The sequence below is a fragment of the Longimicrobium sp. genome, assembly GCF_035474595.1.
Taxonomy (GTDB): domain Bacteria; phylum Gemmatimonadota; class Gemmatimonadetes; order Longimicrobiales; family Longimicrobiaceae; genus Longimicrobium.
On sequence record NZ_DATIND010000004.1, the window covers coordinates 1 to 15,506 of the forward strand.

General features: G+C 69.5%; 18 protein-coding genes. 11 read left to right on the forward strand and 7 right to left on the reverse strand.

What is annotated here, in order from left to right:
- The coding region (locus tag VLK66_RS00680; protein WP_325307053.1) for an aldehyde dehydrogenase family protein at window positions 1-1,156 on the reverse strand (1,156 nt) is incomplete at its 3' end.
- A 182-nt stretch (window positions 1,157-1,338) separates the two neighbouring features.
- Between VLK66_RS00680 and VLK66_RS00685 the strand changes: the two genes are divergently transcribed.
- Window positions 1,339-1,569, forward strand: coding sequence for a hypothetical protein (locus VLK66_RS00685; RefSeq protein WP_325307055.1), 231 nt, complete (start codon window positions 1,339-1,341; stop codon window positions 1,567-1,569).
- 95 nt (window positions 1,570-1,664) lie between these two features.
- On the opposite strand, the gene VLK66_RS00690 is transcribed toward VLK66_RS00685, so the two are convergent.
- The gene (locus VLK66_RS00690) at window positions 1,665-2,672 is read right to left on the reverse strand and encodes an Ig-like domain-containing protein (protein ID WP_325307056.1); all 1,008 of its coding nucleotides are present in this window, start codon (window positions 2,670-2,672) and stop codon (window positions 1,665-1,667) included.
- 259 nt (window positions 2,673-2,931) lie between these two features.
- Between VLK66_RS00690 and VLK66_RS00695 the strand changes: the two genes are divergently transcribed.
- The 3 genes from VLK66_RS00695 to VLK66_RS00705 all read left to right on the forward strand — a co-directional run bounded on the left by VLK66_RS00695 (window position 2,932) and on the right by VLK66_RS00705 (window position 5,031).
- On the forward strand, window positions 2,932-3,159 hold the full coding sequence (locus VLK66_RS00695) for a NifU family protein (RefSeq protein WP_414676442.1): 228 nt from the start codon (window positions 2,932-2,934) through the stop codon (window positions 3,157-3,159).
- A gap of 145 nt (window positions 3,160-3,304) precedes the next feature.
- Window positions 3,305-3,691 (forward strand): VOC family protein, encoded by a 387-nt coding sequence (locus VLK66_RS00700; protein ID WP_325307058.1) that lies wholly within the window; start codon window positions 3,305-3,307, stop codon window positions 3,689-3,691.
- 224 nt (window positions 3,692-3,915) lie between these two features.
- Window positions 3,916-5,031 carry an Mrp/NBP35 family ATP-binding protein gene (locus VLK66_RS00705; protein ID WP_325307060.1) on the forward strand — a complete coding sequence of 372 codons (1,116 nt, stop codon included), beginning with the start codon at window positions 3,916-3,918 and terminating at the stop codon, window positions 5,029-5,031.
- A gap of 440 nt (window positions 5,032-5,471) precedes the next feature.
- On the opposite strand, the gene VLK66_RS00710 is transcribed toward VLK66_RS00705, so the two are convergent.
- The 5 genes from VLK66_RS00710 to VLK66_RS00730 form a co-directional block, all read right to left on the reverse strand.
- A complete protein-coding gene (locus VLK66_RS00710; RefSeq protein ID WP_325307061.1) occupies window positions 5,472-5,714 on the reverse strand; it encodes a hypothetical protein in 243 nt (80 codons plus the stop codon).
- 34 nt (window positions 5,715-5,748) lie between these two features.
- The gene (locus tag VLK66_RS00715) at window positions 5,749-6,627 is read right to left on the reverse strand and encodes a toast rack family protein (RefSeq protein ID WP_325307062.1); all 879 of its coding nucleotides are present in this window, start codon (window positions 6,625-6,627) and stop codon (window positions 5,749-5,751) included.
- Entirely contained in the window at window positions 6,620-7,798 is a 1,179-nt protein-coding gene (locus VLK66_RS00720; protein ID WP_325307064.1) for a polymer-forming cytoskeletal protein, read from the reverse strand. Before VLK66_RS00720 ends, VLK66_RS00715 begins: the two co-directional genes overlap by 8 nt.
- Window positions 7,788-8,408 carry a hypothetical protein gene (locus VLK66_RS00725; RefSeq protein ID WP_325307065.1) on the reverse strand — a complete coding sequence of 207 codons (621 nt, stop codon included), beginning with the start codon at window positions 8,406-8,408 and terminating at the stop codon, window positions 7,788-7,790. Before VLK66_RS00725 ends, VLK66_RS00720 begins: the two co-directional genes overlap by 11 nt.
- A 218-nt stretch (window positions 8,409-8,626) precedes the next feature.
- Window positions 8,627-9,220 (reverse strand): sigma-70 family RNA polymerase sigma factor, encoded by a 594-nt coding sequence (locus tag VLK66_RS00730; RefSeq protein WP_325307066.1) that lies wholly within the window; start codon window positions 9,218-9,220, stop codon window positions 8,627-8,629.
- Between the two features lie 157 nt (window positions 9,221-9,377).
- Between VLK66_RS00730 and VLK66_RS00735 the strand changes: the two genes are divergently transcribed.
- The 7 genes from VLK66_RS00735 to VLK66_RS00765 all read left to right on the forward strand — a co-directional run bounded on the left by VLK66_RS00735 (window position 9,378) and on the right by VLK66_RS00765 (window position 15,353).
- Window positions 9,378-10,115 carry a class I SAM-dependent methyltransferase gene (locus tag VLK66_RS00735; RefSeq protein WP_325307067.1) on the forward strand — a complete coding sequence of 246 codons (738 nt, stop codon included), beginning with the start codon at window positions 9,378-9,380 and terminating at the stop codon, window positions 10,113-10,115.
- Window positions 10,112-10,387, forward strand: a complete 276-nt coding sequence (locus tag VLK66_RS00740) for a hypothetical protein (RefSeq protein ID WP_325307068.1) — start codon at window positions 10,112-10,114, stop codon at window positions 10,385-10,387. The genes VLK66_RS00735 and VLK66_RS00740 overlap by 4 nt, the downstream gene beginning before the upstream one ends.
- A gap of 276 nt (window positions 10,388-10,663) precedes the next feature.
- Window positions 10,664-12,154 carry a menaquinone biosynthesis decarboxylase gene (locus VLK66_RS00745; RefSeq protein WP_325307070.1) on the forward strand — a complete coding sequence of 497 codons (1,491 nt, stop codon included), beginning with the start codon at window positions 10,664-10,666 and terminating at the stop codon, window positions 12,152-12,154.
- 164 nt (window positions 12,155-12,318) lie between these two features.
- A complete protein-coding gene (locus VLK66_RS00750) occupies window positions 12,319-12,771 on the forward strand; it encodes a hypothetical protein (RefSeq protein ID WP_325307072.1) in 453 nt (150 codons plus the stop codon).
- Window positions 12,764-13,669: a UbiA-like polyprenyltransferase gene (locus VLK66_RS00755; RefSeq protein ID WP_325307073.1), complete on the forward strand. Its 906-nt coding sequence runs from the start codon at window positions 12,764-12,766 to the stop codon at window positions 13,667-13,669. Before VLK66_RS00750 ends, VLK66_RS00755 begins: the two co-directional genes overlap by 8 nt.
- The gene (locus tag VLK66_RS00760) at window positions 13,666-14,358 is read left to right on the forward strand and encodes a flavin prenyltransferase UbiX (RefSeq protein ID WP_325307074.1); all 693 of its coding nucleotides are present in this window, start codon (window positions 13,666-13,668) and stop codon (window positions 14,356-14,358) included. Before VLK66_RS00755 ends, VLK66_RS00760 begins: the two co-directional genes overlap by 4 nt.
- A 332-nt stretch (window positions 14,359-14,690) precedes the next feature.
- Window positions 14,691-15,353, forward strand: coding sequence for an HAD-IA family hydrolase (locus VLK66_RS00765; protein ID WP_325307075.1), 663 nt, complete (start codon window positions 14,691-14,693; stop codon window positions 15,351-15,353).
- The last annotated feature ends 153 nt before the right edge of the window (window positions 15,354-15,506 follow it).

Consider the following 15,506-nt stretch of genomic DNA (forward strand, 5'->3'; position numbering starts at 1 on the left):
CACGGGCGTGCTCGATGTAGCCGGTGATCCTGTCGAAGGAGACGCGGTCGATCACCGCGCCCATGAAGTTGCGGAAATCCCGCACGTCTCCGACCCGCACCGTCTCCAGCATGGCGAGCACGCGGTCCCGCACCTCCTCCCAGCGATCGTCGGAGATGTAGACGCGCGACGCGGCGCTGCACTTCTGCCCCTGGTACTCGTAGCCGCCGCGCACGATGGCCGTGGCCAGCGCCACCGGGTCGGCGCTGGCGTGCCCGAGGATGAAGTCCTTGCCCCCCGTCTCGCCCACCAGCCGCGGATAGCCGGCGTAGCCGCCGATGTTGTTCCCCACCGTCTTCCAGATGTTCTGGAACACCGCGGTGGAGCCGGTGAAGTGGATCCCGGCGAGCGCCCGGTCCTTGAGGAGCACGTCGCTGATCATCACCGGGTCGCCGGGGAGCAGGTTCACCACCCCGGGCGGGAGCCCTGCCTCCTCCAGCAGGCGCATGATGTAGTAGGCGCTGTACATCGCGCTCGCCGCCGGCTTCCATATGGCCACGTTCCCCAGGAGCGCCGGGGCGGTGGGGAGGTTGGCCGCGATGGAGGTGAAGTTGAAGGGCGTCACCGCGTAGACGAAGCCCTCCAGCGGGCGGTGGTCCAGCCGGTTCCACTGCCCCGGGGGAGACTGCGGCTGCTCCGTGTACAGCTTCTGCGCGAAGGCCGCGTTGAAGCGAAAGAAGTCGATCATCTCGCAGGCCGCGTCGATCTCGGCCTGGTGCGCGGTCTTGCTCTGGCCCAGCATGGTGGCGGCGTTCATCACCGGGCGCCACGAGGTGGCCAGCAGGTCGGCGGCGCGGAGGAAAACGGCCAGGCGGTCCTCCCACGGCCAGGCGGCCCACTCGCGCTGCGCCTTCATGGCGGCGTCCACCGCCTGCCGCACCTCGGCCTCGCCCGCGAGATGATACGTCGCCAGCACGTGGCCGTGGTCGTGCGGCATCACCGCGGTGTGCGTGTTCCCCGTGCGCACCTCGCGCCCGCCGATGATCAGCGGGATCTCGATCTGCTCGCCGGCCATCACCTTCAGCGCGGCCTTCAGCTCCGTGCGCTCCTGCGACCCGGGGGCGTACCCCAGCACCGGCTCGTTGCGCGGCAGCGGCACCTGCGGAATGCTATTCATCACCCGTCTCCTGTAGGCTCGGTTGCAGGGGCGCGTAAACTACCGAGCGCGTCAACCCCTCGCCACCCGGTGCCCCGCGTTCCGGCAACGCCGTCCTTCCGCCCGGAATCATCTTCCGCCATCTTCTGAACATCCTTTTCTCGATCGCCGACCGCACCCACCCACACCTCCCGGAGGGAACGATGAAGAAGCTGAAGCTCGAGATCGAAGCGCTGGAAGTGGAGTCGTTCGAGGCCAGCGAGTCCAAGGCGGAGGCGGGGACGGTGGAAGGGCGCGGGTGGACGCCGGCATGTGACAGCTTCCGCATCTGCGGGCCCAAGGACCCGAGCTACGATCCGTGCGGCCCCACCGAGGACCTGGCCTGCACCGGCACCTGCCAGTACAGCGACTGCTCCTGCCTGCTCTGCGGCTGAGGACCCGCGCGGTGCCGTGAGGCACGCGGGCATGGAACGAAACCGCCCCCCGGAGCACGCGGGCTCCGGGGGGCGGTCGAACAGGCGGATATCGCTCAGCTGCACACGAGTTGGGGGAAGCACGAGTTGCCGCCCGACTCCTGCTCGCCCGGGCCGCCGACCAGCGTGGTGACGCTGTTGAGCGCCGGGCCGGTGGCCGAGTCGCGGATCTCCAGCTTGATGGCGCGGTAGTTGTCGTAGCGCGACATGCTGCGCTCTACCGAGGTCAGGTTGGTGCCCTGCGCCACCACCTCGTAATCGGTGCACGGATCGACGGTGGAGCAGACGCTTTCCGACCAGACGTAGTAGTACGTTCCGCCGGGCTGCACGCCGGCGCTCACGGTGTAGGGCCCCTCGTACACGTACTGCGGAGCGGAGAGCGTGATGCCCGGCACCACGTTCAGCGTGGCGTGCGCCACCAGAATGCCGGAGTAGGCGTCGACCGTCACGGTGCCGCGGGCATTGGCGGCCGTGGCCACGCCGGAGGAGCTGATCGTGGCGATCGAGGAGTTGGAGGTGCCCCAGCCCAGCATGCTGAGCGGATAGTCGTTGCCGTACTGGTCCACCCCCCGGGCGGTGAAGGTCACGCTCCCGCCGGCCGCCACCGTGGCGGTCGCCGGCGTGACCACCAGCTGGGACAGCGTGGGGGGCGTGCGTACGGTGACGGTCATCTGGCGGACGTACTGGTCCACCTTCAGCGTCAGCACGGTCGTCCCGGCCGAGTACCACGCGACGTGGATGGAGTAGCCGCCGGGCTGGGTGGAGACGATGGTGCCCACGAACGGGTTCGACGACGTCCACGTGACGGTGTGGGTGGACAGGTCCACGCCGCAGTGCTCGGGATCCTCGACCTCGGCCATGTAGATGGTCTGGTACTGCGACGCCCGCTCGTCGATGGACGACGGACCCACGAGCACCACGGACGAGATCTGCCCCGTGCAGGGCGGGGAAAGGCTGTGCGCCGGGGCGGCCGGCGTGGCGCGGCTGGCTGTGGGCGCGTCGGAGCAGCCTCCGATGGCAACGGCGAGCGTGGACAGCAGCAGAATGGGGCGGGTGAAGCGCATCGGGCTTGCCTCCGGTGGGGAACGCGTGGTGCGCCGGACTGGATTTCAGTCCGGCAGGGTGGGAGAAACAAATGACGGGATGAGCAACGGTAAAAGGATGGGTCCCGATACGCCAGCCGTAACGCCGTCCATGTGACAAACTGCGTGTGCAGGGCGGGCGCGGCTGGAACGGCGCGCACTCCATGCAGCTTGACCCGCGCGGTCCGGAGCGGTAAATTCCGGTTTGGCAGGAGCTTCCAAACTTCCGCGCGGCCACTGCATGAGCATCGTCGAACAGATCGAAGACACCCTCGACACCATCCGTCCCGCGCTGCGCGAGGACGGCGGCGACGTTGAGGTCGTGGGGTTCGACGACGGCGTGGTGCAGCTGCGGCTGGTGGGCGCGTGCAGCGCCTGCCCCATCAGCACGATGACGGTGAAGCAGGGGATCGAGCGGCGCATCAAGTCCGCCATCCCCGAGGTGCGCGAGGTGCTGGCGGTGGCCTGATGCCGCCGGTCTCGTCCACGCAGCAGCAGCGCCCGCGCGAGCCGATGTGCTCGCCGGGCGCTTTTTGTAAGTGCGGAAGTGCGCTGGATCCGCGCGTGACAATGCACTTCCGCACTTCGGTTCTCACCCGCCCGGGAGGTGTGCGATGGAGAAGGTGACGGGGATCGGCGGGATCTTCTTCAAGTCGGCCGACCCGAAGGCGCTGGGCGAGTGGTACGCGCGCCACCTCGGCATCGACGTGCAGCCGTGGGGCGGGGCCGCGTTCCGCTGGGGCGCGGGCTCGGACGACGCGCCGTCGGGGACGACGGCGTGGTCGCTGTTCTCCGCGGACACGAAGCATTTCGCGCCGTCCACCGCGCCGTTCATGCTGAACTACCGGGTGCGCGACCTGGACGCGATGCTCGCGCAGCTCCGCGCGGCGGGCGTGGCGGTGGACGAGAAGGTCGACGACTCGGAATACGGGCGCTTCGGCTGGGTGATGGACCCGGAAGGCAACCGCATCGAGCTCTGGCAGCCGCCGGAAGGGAGCTGACGCGGGAGCTCGAGGCCGAGGATCTCACCTCCTCCGCGTCTCGAGCCTCTTCCCGCGCCGGACCTCCTCCGCGTCTCCGCGTGAGATCCATCCGAAGCCGGCGTCCTCGCACGGGCGCCGGCTTTCGTGTATCCTTCCCGCATCCCGACCGATGTCCGCGCGCCGGTGTATCCGTCGCGGTGAAGCAGCGTACTTCCGTACTCTCGTACTCTCGTACCTAAGTGATGACGAACGATCAGCGTGACCAGGTCCTGCGGCGCGTGGCCGCGGCCCTCACGCAGGTGACCCACCCCGTGACCGGTGACGACGTGGTCTCCTCCGGCCGCGTCCGCGAGCTCGACGTGCTGGAAGACGGCACCGTCCGCTTCCGCTTCCTCCTGCAGGCCGACGACCCCGGCACGCTGGTGCGCTACGCCCGCGCCGCCGCCGAGAGCGTGGAGGGCGTGGGCAAGGTGAAGATCGACATCACCCTTCCCTCCGTGGGCCGCCCGCAGACGAAGAAGGAGGCGCTGAAGGCCGGCAGCGTTCCCGCGCCCACGCCCAAGCCCGGCTTGCTGATGGGCGTGAAGCACATCGTGGCGGTCAGCTCCGGCAAGGGCGGGGTGGGGAAGAGCACGGTGGCCACGAATCTCGCGGTCGCCCTGGCGCAGGCGGGGCGGCGCGTGGGCGTGCTGGACGCCGACGTGTACGGCCCCAACATCCCCACCATGTTCGGCGAGCACCGGCGCCCGGCGGTGGTGGGCGAGAAGGGGAGCGAGAAGATCGAGCCGCTGGAGCAGCACGGCGTGCGGCTGATGAGCCTGGGCTTCCTGCTGGAGCCCGCGCAGGCCGCCATCATGCGCGGCCCCATGATCTCCGGCATCCTGAAGCAGTTCCTGGAGCAGGTGGAGTGGGGCGAGCTGGACTGGCTGGTGGTCGACATGCCGCCGGGAACGGGCGACGCCCAGCTCTCCCTGGTCCAGACCATCCGTCTGGACGGGGTGGTGATGGTGACCACGCCGCAGGACGTGGCCACGGGCGACGTGCTGCGGGGGATCAAGATGTTCGAGAAGGTGAAGACGCCGGTGCTGGGGATCGTGGAGAACATGGCCGGCTTCATCTGCCCCTGCTGCGGCGAGCGCTACGAGATCTTCGGGCGCGCGGGCGGCCAGCGGCTGGCCATGCAGACCGGGCTGGAGCTGCTGGGCGAGGTGCCCATCGAGGTGTCCGTCCGCGAGGGCGGCGACGCGGGCATCCCCATCCTCGTCTCCGACCCCCACGCCCCCGCCGCCGAGGCGCTCCGCGCCGTGGCCGACCGCGTCGCCGAGATCGTGGAGGCCGGCGTCCCCGCCGCGGTCTGATACCAGATCCGGAAAATGGGTCTGTGCTTCCGCGCCGCCCGGCCTGACGTCATCCTGAGGCCGGCCAGACTGTCATCAGCGGCTGCACGGTCGGTTGCAGGCCGAAGGATCTATCGCTGCGGCAGCACGTGACTCGACGGGCCGCACTGATCCCGGGGTTCGGGAATCGATCGTGCAATCCGGTAGCGCACGTGCGACCTCGCGTATAGATCCTTCGGCCTGCAACCGCTCGTGCGAGGGCAACGACGGTGCGGCCGGCCTCAGGATGACGTCTCTCTGTGCGTTTTTAATACACAGGTGACTGCCAGAGCCGGGAATCACGCGAGACGCAGAGAACTCCTCCGCGCCTCCGCGTGAGATCCCACGATGGCTGGAGAATCGAAGAGCGGGTGGCGATTCGCATCGCCACCCGCTCGTCTGTCTTTATCCGCCGATGAGGATCAGTAGCTGGGCGAGTCCAGCCACACCCGGTCGGAGGAGGAGAGGATCCCCCGCGGGCGCTCGGCCCGCTTGATGAGCTTCACCGCCAGCCAGCCGACGAGCAGGAAGGGGATCGCCTTGAAGGCCAGCGCCACCAGCGCGGCCGCGAGCCCGATCACCAGCCCCAGCGCGGCGATCGCCACCACGCCCAGCACCACCACCGCCACCATCAGCAGAACCACTCCGAAAAGCGCGCCGATCATCGTTCGCTCCGTTGCAGCACGCGAGAAGAAAGCTTCAGTCGATCCAGTCGATGTCGATCGACCCCACCGCGGCGTTGATCGACAGGTCCAGCTTGAACTGCGACGACTCGTAGCCGTTCGAGAACCACGCATCGCCCCGCTTCACCATTCCCGTGGGGTCGAAGGAGGTGAGGAACGAGTCCTTGGTCACCTTCACCCCCAGCGAGCGCGGCAGCCGCAGCCGCACCGCGCCCACGCCCATCCGTACGGACGCGGTGGCGTTCTGGTTCCAGGCACCGCCGAAGTCCAGCGTGGCCTGCCCCATCCCGCCCTCGAACTCGAACCGCTGCGCCCGCGCGTTCCCCAGCCCGCTCACCCGCAGCTCGGCCGCGCCCGCCTGCACCCGCACCCGCCGCGCCGTGATCCGGTTGGGTTGGGCGAAGGTGATGCTGGTCTGGCTGGCGCCCGTCTGCACGCTCACGTCGCGCAGCGACATCCCGCCCAGGTCCACGTTCGCCTCGCCCGCGCCGAACTGCAGCGACAGGTCCATCGGCACCTCGGGCGACAATTCCACCGTGGCGTGCGCCTGGTCCGAGTCCATCGACCCGCCGTGCCCGTCGCGCCCCTCCACGCCCAGCCGCAGGCGCCCCGCCTCGCGGTCGTATTCGGCCACGGGGCGGAACTGCGCCTCGTCGTAGCGCAGGTCCAGCCGGTAGAGAAGGCCGCCCTCGGCGGGGGAGACGCGCAGCCGCCCGGCGCCGTACTGCACCTGCACCGCCAGCTGCTTCTCGCCGGCCACCTGGCGCGCGCTGGTCATCCCGCGCATCCGCGCGGAGGGGCGCGCCTCGGCGTCGTGGCCGCAGGCCGCCGCCACCGTCGCCAGCGCGGCCACGGCAAGGGCGCCGCGGACGCGGGGCGGGAAGAGGTCAGACACCGGCGCCGCTCCGGTCGAACGCCGGCTCCTCGTCGAAGATCGGGTCGTACGCGGCCGGGCGCGGCTTCCACGGCCACCCGGCGCGCGTCCCGGCGCGGGTGAGCACCACCGCGCCGAAGCCGATCGTCGCGGCCAGCCACAGCACCATGTACCCGAAGCCGTTCACGATCATCCCCAGCCACCCCAGGAAGCCGGTGAGCTTCAGCAGGTTGCCCAGGATCTGCGGCGCCACCAGCACGCCCACGCCGGTGAACACGTAGGTGTAGGCGTTGCGGCGCATGGAGGCGAAGCTGCCGCCCTGCTCGGCCGTGCGCTCGCCCAGCGCGTGGGCCACGCCCAGGACGCCCAGCCCGCCCGCCGCCGCCAGCGCCACCCCGAAGAGCGGGATGTACAGCAGGAGCAGGGGGATGCCGATTAAGGTGACGGCCAGGACCACGATGCCGATGATGAAGGCCGGGAGCGTGAGGAAGTTGGCGGCGATGCCGATGCCGAACGAGCGGCCGGCGTCGCGGCGCACCGTGTGGCTCACCCGCTCCAGCTGCGGCAGCGCGTAGAAGACCAGCGCCGCGCCGATCCCGCAGAGGATCAGCCCCAGCGTGAGCGCCGAGACCAGCCCCTCGAAGCCCTCGGTCATGGAGCCCCACCAGCCGTGGCGCATGCGCATGGCCTCGGCGGCCTCGCGGCGCCCGCGCCCGCGTCCCTCGTCCGCCGGGGCCGCGCGGCCCGCGCCGTCGTCGTCGCTGCTGTTCACCCGCATCTCGCCGAACACGCGGCCACCCTCGTTGAACAGCTTGCCGCCGCCGTTCACCACCGCGTCGCCGTGGATCACGGCGCCGTGCGCCAGCACCAGGTTGCCGCGGCCGACGGTCACGTCGCCCATCACCTCGCCCTCCACGCGGACGTCGCCGAAGGGCGCCACCACGTCGCCGTCCACCACCTTGCCGGCGGGCACGGTCAGCCCGTTGAAGGCGATGCGGCTTCCTTCCGGCTGCGGAACGGCGGGCTCGGCCGGCAGGGGCGCGGGCGCCAGCACCTGCGGCGCCGCGGCCACGTCGGCCGCCGGGGCGCCGGCCGGAGCCGGCGGCGCGGGCGGGGCACCCTGCGCCCGGAGCGCGGGGGCCGACGCGAACGCCAGCGCCAGCGCGGAAAGCTTCAGAATCTCAGTGCGCATGGGTCATTCCCCCCATCGGGGTCTTCAGAAGACGTACCACCATCCAGCCCGAGAGCGGGATCGCGATCGCGAACACCACGGCCGCCGCGGAAAGCCCGCGGGTGCCGCCCACCAGGTCGTTCCCGGTGGTCACCAGCCACTCCCACACCCCGCTCCGCACCACCGCCTCGGTCACGCGGACCACCGCCGACCACACCGCGTCGGCCACCCAGTGGCGGCCCAGCCCGAACAGCGCCCCCGGGCTCATCCCCCTGCCCGCCAGCCAGCCGAACAGCGCCAGAAGCGGAAGGAGCGGGGCCAGCACGCCGGCTCCCGACATCATCCACCCCTTCACCGTTCTGGGCAGCCAGCGCCGGCGCAGCACCGCCTCGGGGGCCGCGGCCGGCAGCAGCACGCGCGTCATCACCGCGTCGGCAAAGCCGGGCGACGGCTCCCACGAGGGGAGCTGGGCCAGCGACCGGAAGAGCGCGCGGTGCGCGTCCACCTCGGCGGCGCACTGCGCGCAGTGGCGCACGTGCTCCATCGCCAGGCCCTTCTCCGAGTGGGAGAGGGTGTCCTCGGCGAGCTCCTCGAGCGTCCAGGGCGGCAGATGTGTGGTTTCGTTCGTCACGGTGTTCCTCGTCCGGCTCTCGTTGCTCGTGGCTCTCTACGTCGCTCGCGCTCCGCGGGTTTCAACGATACTTCAGGACTGAACGAAGTCCTCTTAAGTGCTGAGTGCTGAGTGCTGAGTGCTGAGTGCTGAGTGCCTGGTTCCGCGCACCATGTCCTGATTCCCGCGCCGAACCCACCTGGCACTCGGCACTGGGCACTAGGCACTAGGCACTTTCTTCATACTCGGGTATGCGCCAGCATCTCCTGCAGTTCCTTGCGCCCGCGGTGGATGTACGTCTTCACGGTGCCCAGCGGGAGCGCCATGATCTGCGCGATCTCCTCGTAGGGCAGGTCCTCGATGTGGCGCAGGACGATGGCCTGGCGGTACTCGGGGCGGAGCCTGCCGATGGCCTGCTCGATCTCGGCGCCCAGCTCGCGCGCCTCGAGCAGCTCCTCGGGGTTCTCGTCGTCCGACTCCACCGTGATGGTGCTGGCCTCGATGTCCTCGGCGCTCGTGGCATACCGCGAGCCGTCGATGGAAACCGTCTGGATCTCCTTACGCCGGATGAAGTCGATCGTCAGGTTCGTGGCGATCTTGAAGATCCAGCTGGAGAACTTGTAGGCCGGGTCGTACCGGTCGATGTTGTTGAACACACGGACGAACGTCTCCTGCCCCAGGTCCTCCGCCTGCTCGCGGTCGCGGACCATGCGGTAGATGAGCGAGAACACCGGACGCTGGTAGCGGTCCAGGAGCTCTCGATACGCCTTCTCGCTCCCCTTCTGGGCGCGGACGACGAGATCGTGGTCGGTGATGAGCGACGTCGCGTTCAATTCCGAAGTGCCATGAGGCAAGGTTCCCAACCCGTCAGGGCACTGGTACGGCGGGTGCCCGCGCGGAGTTTCAAACCGTGGGCAAGCCTTGCTCGCGGGTGGGTGGACCGGTAGTTTTCCCGGCCTCGTATTCTACAGGGAGAGACGGATTTACGACATGCCGACCCCATCCGCGCACCCCGCGGTGCTGCCGGCGCGGGAAGAGAAGGCCGCCGCCGTGCGCCGGATGTTCTCGTCCATCGCGCCGCGATACGACCTGCTGAACCACCTGCTCTCGGCCAACGTCGACCGCGTCTGGCGCCGCCGCGCCGTGGACCGGCTGGGCTGGGAGCGCGCGCCCGCCGGCACCTACCTGGACAACTGCGCGGGAACGCTGGACCTGGCCGTGGAGCTCGCCCGCCGCGACGGCTTCCGCGGCCGCGTGGTGGGGAGCGACTTCACCTTCGCCATGCTGGAGCGGGGGACGCCGAAGCTGGAGAAGCTCTCCATCGAGCCCGCCTGCGCCGACGCCCTCACGCTTCCCTTCGGCGACGCGGCGTTCGACGGGGCCACCGTCGGCTTCGGGGTGCGCAACCTCGCGGATCTCGATGCCGGTTTGAGGGAGATGGCGCGGGTGCTGAAGCCCCGCGCGCGGCTCGTCATCCTGGAGTTCACCACGCCGTCGTGGCAGCCGTTCCGCGCGCTGTACCTGGGCTACTTCCTCCGGGTGCTGCCGCTGGTCGGGCGGATGATCTCCAGGCACAACACCGCGTACACCTATCTCCCCGAGTCCGTCCGGCAGTTTCCCGAGCCGGCGGAGCTGGCGGAGAAGATGCGCCGCGCGGGGTTCGCCGGGGTGGGGTGGAAGACGCTGTCGGGCGGGATCGCGGCGCTGCACTGGGGGGCGAAGTCGTGAGCAAGTTCCTGGCGACCTTCGGCACCCTCCTCTTCTTCTCGTTCATCGCCTGCTGCGTGGCCTCGGCGCTGCTGCAGATCCGCGCGTGGACGCGGCACAAGGTGGAGGGCGCGCCGGTGAACCCCGGCGCGCTCTGGAAGCCCGAGGGCTTCTTCGACGACATCGGCCTGCACCAGATGCGCATCGCCAAGCGCGCGCTGATCATCGGCGGGGTGATGTACCTGTCGTACGGGCTGCTGATGCTGGTGGCGGGGACGGTGGCGCGGGGGTAGGCAGCTCACCTCTGGGCGCCGCTCTATCCCCGAATGGAATTCGGGGGCAACAACCGCACGAAGTCCCTGCGGGACTGCGGCCTCCGCATCCGGGCGGTTGGAGAGGTCAGGTCGCTTCCGAGCTTTGGGATCGCGAGGATGCATCCCCGCGCCGACCCTCTCCTGCTGTCGGGAGAGGGTGGCGAGCCTCAGCGAGCCGGGTGAGGGCGGGAGGGTGAGGGATCGCTCCGCCGGCTCGGCGTGAACGAATCGAGATCTTTTCAGATCGGCAGATAGATGGCATTCCAGAACCTCCGCGAGTTTCTCCGCCACCTGGACCGCACGGGCCAGCTCGTGCGGGTGCGTCACCCCGTCTCGGTGGACCTGGAGATGGCGGAGATCGCCGACCGCACCATGAAGCTTCCCGGCGGCGGCCCCGCGCTCCTCTTCGAGCGCCCGGTGCTGATGGACGGCACCGAGAGCGACATCCCCGTGGCCATCAACATCTTCGGCAGCTGGCGGCGCATGGCCGAGGCGCTGGGGGTGCAAAGCGTGGAGGAGCACGCCACCCGCATCGCCGAGCTCATCAAGCCCGAGATCCCCAAGGGGCTGTGGGGCAAGGTGCAGCTGCTGCCGAAGCTGGCCGAGCTCGCCAAGGTGCCGCCGCGGCCGTACAAGGGGGGGCGTCCCCCGTGCCAGCAGGTGGTGCTGCGCGAGGGCGAGTTCGACCTCACGCGGCTGCCGGTGCTGAAGACGTGGCCGAAGGACGGCGGCGCGTTCATCACCCTGCCGATGGTGGTGACGGCCGACCCCGAGACTGGGGTGCAGAACATCGGCATGTACCGCATGCAGGTGTTCGGGCCGGATTCCACGGGGATGCACTGGCAGCGGCACAAGGGCGGCGCCTCGCACTACCGCGCGTGGAAGAAGAAGCGTGGGGGGAAGATGCCCGTCGTCGTGGCCATCGGCGGCGACCCGGCCACGATGTACACGCCCAGCGCGCCGCTCCCCCCGGGGATCGACGAGTACCTGTTCGGCGGCTTCCTGCGCCGCGAGCCCGTCTACACCGCGAAGGCGCTGACCGCCGACCTCACCATCCCCGCCGAGGCGGAGATCGTGCTGGAGGGGTACGTCGACACCGACGAGGAGATGGCGATCGAGGGCCCCTTCGGCGACCACACGGGGTTCTACACGCTCGAGGATCCGTATCCCACCTTCCACGTCACCACCGTGACCATGCGGGAGGACCCGGTGTATCCGGCCACGCTGGTCGGCCGGCCGCCGGTGGAGGACGTGTACCTCGGGGGGGCGACGGAGCGCATCTTCCTCCCGCTGGCCAGGCTCACGATCCCCGAGATCGTGGACTACCACATGCCGCCCGAGGGGGTGTTCCACAACCTGGTGTTCGTCTCCATCCGCAAGGAGTACCCGGGGCACGCGTTCAAGGTGATGAACGGGCTGTGGGGGATGGGGCTGATGTCGCTGGCCAAGGTGATCGTGGTGGTGGACGAGGGGATCGACGTGCAGAACCCCTTCGAGGCGTGGTGGTATACGCTGGGGAACATCGATCCCGAGCGCGACGTGCGCTTCACCCGCGGGCCGGTGGACGACCTGGACCATTCGTCGCAGCTCCCCGCCTTCGGCAGCAAGATGGGGATCGACGGCACGCGCAAGTGGCCGGAGGAGGGCTTCGTCCGCCCCTGGCCCGACATGATCGAGATGTCCGCCGACGTGAAGGCCAAGGTCGACCAGCTCTGGACCCGCCTGGGCATCGAACCGCTGGAGTGAGGAGGCCGGAATGAGCTACCGCGCAGAGCGTGCGAAGTGGCCGGTGCGGAAGGGGAAGATCGGAGACGCGGAGCCCAACCCTTACGCGCATCTCACCGCCGAGGAGCGTGTAGGGATGGTGTGGGAGATCACGCGTACAACCTGGGCCTTCATGGGAGGACTCGATGTTGATTCCACACTACAAAGACATATTGGCCGAGTTGTCAGCCGCGGAGGTTGACTACCTCTTGGTGGGCGCATTCGCGATTGCCGTGCACCAGTATCCTCGTGCGACGGGTGACATCGACCTGTGGGTGCGGCCGGACGCGGCGAATGCGGAGAAAGTATGGCACGCGTTGGCACGGTTTGGCGCACCGGTCGACAACGTCACGCCCGAGGAACTGTCGCGCCCGGGCTTCTTCTATCAGGTAGGTGTCGCGCCAGTCCGGATCGACATTCTGACCTCGATCGACGGTGTTTCGTTCGAAGAAGCCTGGAGCGAGCGGGAGTACCACGACCTGTTCGGTGTCACGGTTCCGGTGATCAGCCGGCGGCACCTGTTGATCAACAAGAAGGCTTCGGGTCGCCCAAAGGACCTGATGGACGCTGCGTGGCTGGAGGGAAAACAACGTGAGTGAGCGAATTCTCGAGGGCCAGCACATCGCCGGGCGCGGGCGGCTGGTGGACTACGTGAACCTGGTGAAGCTGCCGCACACGCTCTTTGCCATGCCGTTCGCGCTGGTGGGGGCCACGCTGGCCAGCTATCACAGCGCCCTCACGCTGAAGGACGTGCTGCTGATCCTGACGGCGTTCACCGCCGCCCGGTTCGCGGCCATGGGCTTCAACCGCATCGTGGACCGGTCGATCGACGCGAAGAACCCGCGGACGCGCATGCGCGAGATCCCCGCGGGGAAGCTGTCGGTGCCGCAGGCCACGGCGTCGGTCGTCATCGCCAGCCTCGTCTTCATCCTGTGCGCGGCGCTGCTGAACCGGATCTGCCTGATCCTGGCGCCGTTCGCGCTGGGGTGGGTGTTCTTCTACTCGTACACCAAGCGCTTCACCCGCTGGGCGCACCTGGTGTTGGGCTTCGCGCTCGCCATCGCCCCGGTGGGCGCCTATCTGGCCGTGGCGGGGCAGTGGAGCCGGCCGGCGGGGGCGCTGCTGGCGCTGGCGGGGGCGGTGCTGTGCTGGGTGGCCGGGTTCGACATCCTCTATTCGCTGCAGGACATGGAGTTCGACCGGGGCGAGGGGCTGCACTCCGTGCCCGCGGCGCTGGGCGCGGGCGGCGCGCTGGCGGTGTCGCGCGCGCTCCACTTCCTGAGCGCCGCCTGCTTCGCCGCGCTGGGGTTCCTGGACGGCGACCTGGGCATCCTCTACTTCTTCGGCGTGGCGGTGATCGCGGTGATGCTGGTGTACGAGCAGAGCCTGGTGCGCAGGGACGACTTCTCTCGCATCGACGCGGCGTTCTTCAACGTGAACGGCGCCATCTCGGTGGTGTTCTTCCTGATCGTGCTGGCCGAGCGGGTGTTCGGGTGAGATCGGCCGCCGGCGCGCCGGTCACGCTGGGGATCACCGGCGCGTCGGGGGCGCCGTACGCGGTGCGGCTGTTGCGCGCGCTGAACGACACGGGCACGCCGCTGCGGCTCATCGTTTCCAGCTACGGCTGGCGGCTGCTGGCCGAGGAGACGGGGATCGACGGGGTGGACGCGCTGAAGGCGGCCACCGGCGACTGGAGCCGGGTGGAGCTGTACGACGCGCTGGACCGCGGCGCCACGCCCGCCTCCGGCTCCGCGCCGTCGCGGGGGATGGTGGTCTGTCCGTGTTCGATGGGGACGCTCGCGTCGATCGCGGCCGGCACCTCGCGCAACCTGGTGGAGCGCGCCGCCGACGTGGCGCTGAAGGAGCGCCGCCCGCTGCTCCTGGTCACGCGCGAGACGCCGCTGTCGCTGGTGCACCTGGAGAACATGACGCGCCTGACCCGCGCCGGCGCCGTGGTGATGCCCGCCGCGCCCGGCTTCTACCATCGCCCGCGCACCATCGACGACCTGGTGGAGTTCGTGGTCGCGCGCGTGCTGGACCACCTGGAGATCGAGCACTCGGTGGGGCGGCGGTGGCGGAGCGGGGAGAAGCAGGCGATGGAACCGCAGGCGACGGAACCGCAGGCGACGGAACCGCAGGGGACAGGGGACAGGGGACAGGGGACAGGGGACGAGAGCGGCGCCTGACCGGCCCTGCTCGCCATTGGGAGATGCGAAGCGCCGCGCGTCGATCGATGCCGTGCGAGGCGCTTCATCGTTTTCTGCTTGGCCCATGCACGCAGTTTCAGCCTCGACGCATGCACGCGCTCGTGCATTCGTGCATTCGTGCATTCGCAGCCGTGCATCCGTGCAGTCGTGCATTTGTGAGGGGAAAATGCCACTGAAGTGGCGGCTACAACGGCACGCAGTCCGCCTTCGCGGACTTCCAGCACGCCTCGTCATCGGTGCGAGGAATTTGGCCCGGCGCACTCACGCACTCACGCACTTTCGCACTCACGCACTTTCGCACCTTGCAGTTGATGACGAACTATCCCGACGGCATCCGCGCGGTGCTGTACGACTTCGACGGGACGCTGGCGGACAGCACCGACCTGATCATGCGCTGCTACCGCCACACCATGGCCACGCACCTGGGCCAGTGCCCACCGGACGAAGAGTGGCTGGCCGGCTTCGGCACGCCGCTGGACGTGCAGATCGCCCGGTTCGCGCGCTCCGATGACGAGAGCCGCGCGATGCTGGATACCTACCGCGCCTACCAGGACTCGATCCACGACGAGCTGCTGCGCCCGTTCCCCGGCGCGGCGGAGACGGTGGCCGAGCTGGCGCGGCGCGGCATCGCCCTGGCCATCGTCACCAGCAAGCACCGGCGCAGCACGCTGCGGGGGATGGGGCTCTGCGGGATCACCGAGCACTTCGACGTGATCGTCACCCCCGAGGACGTGGGCAACGCCAAGCCGCACCCGGAGCCCGTCTTGGCCGCGCTGGAGCGGCTGGGCGTCGCGGCGGGCGAGGCGCTGTTCGTGGGGGATTCGCCGCACGACATGGCCTCCGGCCGCGCGGCGGGAACGCGCACCGCCGCCGCGCTGTGGGGCCCGTTCCCGCGCGAGTCGCTGCTCGCCGAGCGCCCGGACGTGCTGCTGCACCGGCAGGAGGATGTGCTGGAGCTGGTGCGCGGGGGATAGATTCGCCCCCGCCAATGAATTGGCGGGCAACAACAGCACAAAGTCCCTCCGGGACTGCGGCTGCGGCATCCCGGCAGTGGACAGAGACTGATGCGAGACCGGTTGGCGAGCTTGGATCCGGGTGAGGATGCGCGAGGGAACGCTTGATGGGGC

Bases quoted from the DNA above. Each gene is read 5' to 3' on its own strand.
- VLK66_RS00705 (WP_325307060.1), top strand. From the start codon at position 3,916: ATGACGAACGATCAGCGTGACCAGGTCCTGCGGCGCGTGGCCGCGGCC.
- VLK66_RS00735 (WP_325307067.1), top strand. From the start codon at position 9,378: ATGCCGACCCCATCCGCGCACCCCGCGGTGCTGCCGGCGCGGGAAGAG.
- VLK66_RS00750 (WP_325307072.1), top strand. From the start codon at position 12,319: ATGTTGATTCCACACTACAAAGACATATTGGCCGAGTTGTCAGCCGCG.
- VLK66_RS00765 (WP_325307075.1), top strand. From the start codon at position 14,691: ATGACGAACTATCCCGACGGCATCCGCGCGGTGCTGTACGACTTCGAC.
- VLK66_RS00745 (WP_325307070.1), top strand. From the start codon at position 10,664: ATGGCATTCCAGAACCTCCGCGAGTTTCTCCGCCACCTGGACCGCACG.
- VLK66_RS00695 (WP_414676442.1), top strand. From the start codon at position 2,932: ATGAGCATCGTCGAACAGATCGAAGACACCCTCGACACCATCCGTCCC.
- VLK66_RS00690 (WP_325307056.1), bottom strand. From the start codon at position 2,672: ATGCGCTTCACCCGCCCCATTCTGCTGCTGTCCACGCTCGCCGTTGCC.
- VLK66_RS00720 (WP_325307064.1), bottom strand. From the start codon at position 7,798: ATGCGCACTGAGATTCTGAAGCTTTCCGCGCTGGCGCTGGCGTTCGCG.
- VLK66_RS00685 (WP_325307055.1), top strand. From the start codon at position 1,339: ATGAAGAAGCTGAAGCTCGAGATCGAAGCGCTGGAAGTGGAGTCGTTC.
- VLK66_RS00700 (WP_325307058.1), top strand. From the start codon at position 3,305: ATGGAGAAGGTGACGGGGATCGGCGGGATCTTCTTCAAGTCGGCCGAC.
- VLK66_RS00710 (WP_325307061.1), bottom strand. From the start codon at position 5,714: ATGATCGGCGCGCTTTTCGGAGTGGTTCTGCTGATGGTGGCGGTGGTG.